General features: G+C 65.6%; 2 protein-coding genes and 2 pseudogenes. 3 read left to right on the forward strand and 1 reads right to left on the reverse strand.

The features are described 5' to 3' along the window. Both R6U01_RS13300 and R6U01_RS13305 read left to right on the forward strand, forming a co-directional pair. Positions 1 to 892: pseudogene (locus R6U01_RS13300) on the forward strand (aconitate hydratase); the annotation flags it as partial. 147 nt (positions 893 to 1,039) lie between these two features. Beyond that, a complete protein-coding gene (locus R6U01_RS13305) occupies positions 1,040 to 1,861 on the forward strand; it encodes a mechanosensitive ion channel family protein (RefSeq protein WP_410286943.1) in 822 nt (273 codons plus the stop codon). A gap of 165 nt (positions 1,862 to 2,026) precedes the next feature. Here R6U01_RS13305 and R6U01_RS13310 read toward each other — a convergent pair whose 3' ends face one another. Continuing rightward, positions 2,027 to 3,502: a hypothetical protein gene (locus tag R6U01_RS13310; RefSeq protein ID WP_410286944.1), complete on the reverse strand. Its 1,476-nt coding sequence runs from the start codon at positions 3,500 to 3,502 to the stop codon at positions 2,027 to 2,029. 117 nt (positions 3,503 to 3,619) lie between these two features. Here R6U01_RS13310 and R6U01_RS13315 point away from each other — a divergent pair. Then, a pseudogene (locus tag R6U01_RS13315) lies at positions 3,620 to 4,140 on the forward strand (class II histone deacetylase); the annotation flags it as partial.

Below are 4,140 nucleotides of genomic sequence, written 5' to 3' on the forward strand. Positions count from 1 at the left end.
CGACAGCGTCGATTCCTCGATGTTCAGAGAGAAGTACGCCGAAGTGTTCGAGGGCGACGAGCGCTGGGACGCGCTCGACGCGCCGACCGGTGACGTCTACGAGTGGGACGACTCCTCGACGTACATCCGAGAACCGCCGTTTTTCAGGGACTTTCCCCTGGAGGAGCCCGGCGTCGCCGATATCGACGACGCCCGCACGCTGATGCTGCTCGGTGATACGGTCACGACCGATCACATCAGCCCGGCCGGACCGTTCAGCCGCGAGCAGCCGGCCGGCGGGTGGCTCGCCGACCACGGCGTCGAACCGAACGAGTTCAACACGTACGGCGCCCGCCGCGGGAACCACGAGGTGATGATGCGGGGGACGTTCGCGAACGTCCGCATCGAGAACCAGATGCTCGACGACGTCGAGGGGGGCTACACGATCCATCACCCGACCGACGAACAGACGACGGTCTTCGAGGCCAGCCGTCGCTACCGCGAGGACGACACGCCGCAGGTCGTGTTCGCGGGCGAGGAGCTCGGAACCGGATCGAGCCGCGACTGGGCGGCGAAGGGAACGGATCTGCTTGGCGTCCGTGCGACGATCGCAGAGAGCTACGAGCGCATCTTCCGCGACAACCTCGTCGGGATGGGCGTCTTGCCGCTCCAGTTCGACGAGGGCGACTCCTGGGAGTCGCTCGGCCTCGACGGCTCGGAACGAGTCGCGATTCACGGGCTCGACGACGGCCTGGAGGTGAACGACGAGCTCACCGTCGTCGCGGAACGCGCCGACGACTCGACCGTCGAATTTCAGGTCACGGCACAGGTCGGGACGCCGGCAGCCGTTCGATACGTCGAAAACGGCGGAATCCTTCACCTGGTGCTCCGTCGGTTGCTCACCGAGGAGTAGCCCTCCCTCTCCGGGACCGCCGGAGAACGCTGCCGGTGGAACCAGCCGAGTAGCGGAGTCGACCGAGCAGCGCTCGTTATCCTCCCCGCGCTAGCGCGCGAGGATCGTCAGCAGTGAACTCAAGGCGCTGTTTGCCGTACTGCCAGTATGCTATCCGTTATCATCGGTGGGGTCCAACTAGCGGATACTCAATTCCCGTTACTCGGAGCCACGGGCGTTCACCTACTCACGTTCGTCGTGGTGGTCAGTGCAATCTACTTAGCGGGACGATTCGTCTTCGAGCCGCTCCTGACCGTCCTCCTAGACGCGGGCGGTGTCGAGATAACGTTACGCCGGACGATAGAACAGGTCGTCCACGTCGGAGTGGTTCTCGTCGGCCTGTACGCTGCACTCACGCTTTCCGGTTTCGATGAGAGTATCAATATCACCGGACCGTTCCTCGCCGCCGTTACGCTCGCGGTCGGATTCGCGGCGCGCGATGTCGTCAATAACCTCGTCAGTGGCGTGTTTATCATCGCTGATCCGAGGTTCAAAATAGGCGATTGGATCGAATGGAACGAGACCACCGGTGTGATCGATGACATCACGTTTCGTACCACCCGAGTACGGACGTTCGATAACGAGATCGTGAGCGTTCCGAACTCGGAACTTGCCACTTCGGCCGTGACCAACTCCGTCGAGGAGAAGCGGCTCCGGATCACCGCCGAGTTCTGGATCGGTTACGAGGACGACGCCGACGTGGCGACGGCGATTCTCCGCGAAGAGGCAGAAGCGCTCGAGGAAATACTCGACCGGCCGGAGCCGACCGCTCGGATCATGGAAGTCAACAACTCGCGCGTGCAACTCCAGGCCCGGATCTGGATTCGCGATCCCAGCAGACGGGATTTCGTTCGGATTCGATCTGCGTATCTCTCTCACGTGAAAGAACGATTCCACGAGGAGGACATCCGGATGCCACCGGCGTGGTGAGAGGTGTTCGGTGGCCGGGAGACGCTCGAAGGGAGGAGGACCCACCCGTGGGTCACCGAGAGGCGCGACGTGCTGACACGGAGGAGCGATGCGGCGTCGGACGGACAGAACGGTGGCGAATGCGCTCTTCGACCGAAATCGCCACGGAAGCACGTCACCCGCCGTTCACTCGAGCCAGCGGACGAACGGCTCCCCCGTCTCGGCCCGCCGGATGTACTGCCGTTGCATCCCGGTGATGGCGGCGTCGAGATCCTCCCCGCCGTCGAGCCGAGCTCTGACACGCTCCCGCTTCCACGTCGCCGGCGTCGTGCGGGTCGTCCAGCGGCGCTCGATCGGGGCGAAGAGCTCGTCGATACGGGCGTCCGTCAATCCCCGATCGCGCAGCCCCGCTCGAGCCAGCGCGAACAGGTCCGGATAGAGGACCGCCGGGTCGTCGGTTCGACCGCCGTTGCGGGTCACCCACGCGAGCGGCGCCGCGAACCCGTCCCGGCTCGCCGCGTACAGCGACTCGCGGGCGGCCCGCCACGGCAGTTCGAGCAGGGGGTGGTCGGTGGTGACGACGCCGTGGAGAAGGCCGGCAACGACCGCTTGGAACCCGATGACGTCGGCCACGCTCGGTTGCGCGGCGAGCGGTCGGTACTCCAACCGCGGTCCCTCGGGTCCGAACACGGGGCGGACCCAGCGCCAGCAGGTTCCCTGCTTGTGAATAAACTCGCAGTACTCGGCTTCGAACCCCTCGGATGGTTCCGCCGGAAGCCATTCGCGGAGGTACGGCGCACACGTTCTGTCGTCGACGATACACTCCACGGCGTCCGCCGGGGAGTCGATATCGCGCGGTAACCGGACCTTGCCCGGGTCGCGGACGTTCATCGACTCGAACACGGGGAGTCGGAGTTCGACCCCGGCGGTCAACACCGTCTCCGGGTCGGCGTCGGTGTACAGTTCGGGCGGGAGAAAGGGGGCGTTCGCCGCCAGTGCCACGAGCGGGCCGACGGTTCGCAACGCCGCGTTGAAGTACTGGGCGAACTCCTCGGTCGGGGGCTGGAGGTGGACTTGTAGCGAGGCGGCCAACGACTCGACGAGGATCGTGGGAAACGTTCGCCGACAGCCGGGAAGCTCCAACGTAACCGGCCCGTGCACGGTGATATCCGCGTTCAGCGCGTAGTACCGATCCTCCGGCGAGAGGTTGGTCGGAACGTCGAGTTCGCCTTTTAATTCGGTGGCGGATAGGTACGACACTGCCCCCTCGGGCGGGCCGATAGTCCAGATACCGTCCGTGATGAACCGCCGATCGTGGGCGGCGAACGCTTCCCGGACAGCCGCGACGCGGTCGGTAAGGTCGTCCGCCTGTCGCGTCACGCCCTCCGGATCGAACGTCGACACCGGCGTGTTCACCTCGGCGTTGTGCCTCCCCAGCTCGCGTTCACAGACCGACGACATCGACGAGTCGGGAGCGGCCGCGAGTCGGTCTCGGCCGTCCACGGCGTAGCCCTCGAGTTCGAGTCCGAGTCGGAATCCGCCCGTGAACTCGCCGGCGTTCAGCCGCTCGCGAAGCGCCGCTGCCTGTCTGTTGACCCGTCGCTGGAACGTCCGTCGCGTCGACGCGCGCTGACTCTGCCGGACGACCTCAGCGCAGTCCATATCGTGTACTCAGTCTCCCATAGTATGATACTTGGTACCAATGTACTGATAGGAGTTATGTAACGGAGGAATCGGTACAGCGAAGGAATCGCGCGAAAACGTCACCACCAACACGCCATGCCGACCGATATCACCGTGTACTGGAACGACCGAATGCTCGACCACGAACCACCGAACGGGGCTTTCAAGTTCCCCTTTACGCCCATCGTCGCGGCTCCGGAGGTCCATCCGGACCGTCGCGAACGCGTCCAGAACGTCCGGGCGATGCTCGATCACGCCTTCGGCGACGTCTCCGAGACCGTCTCGCCGGAGCCGGCGAGCCGGACAGCGCTCGAACGCGTTCACGATCCCGAGTACCTCGACTGGCTCGTCGAGTTTTGCGCCGACGGCGGCGGCCGCATCGAGAACACGACGACCGGGGCGAACGAGCACACGTACGACGCCGCCCGCGTCGCGGCCGGGGCGGCCATCGCCGCCGCCGGGCAGGCGCTCGACGGGGCGAAGGACGACGGTCGGGAGGCGCTCCCGTACGCGCTGTGTCGCCCCAGCGGCCACCACGCCCAGCCCGACTGCGCCGACGGGTTCTGTTACCTCAACAACGTCGCGCTCGCCGCGGAGGCAGCGCTCGCCACCGACGG

The sequence above is a fragment of the Halorubrum sp. genome, assembly GCF_046498025.1.
Taxonomy (GTDB): Archaea; Halobacteriota; Halobacteria; order Halobacteriales; family Haloferacaceae; genus Halorubrum.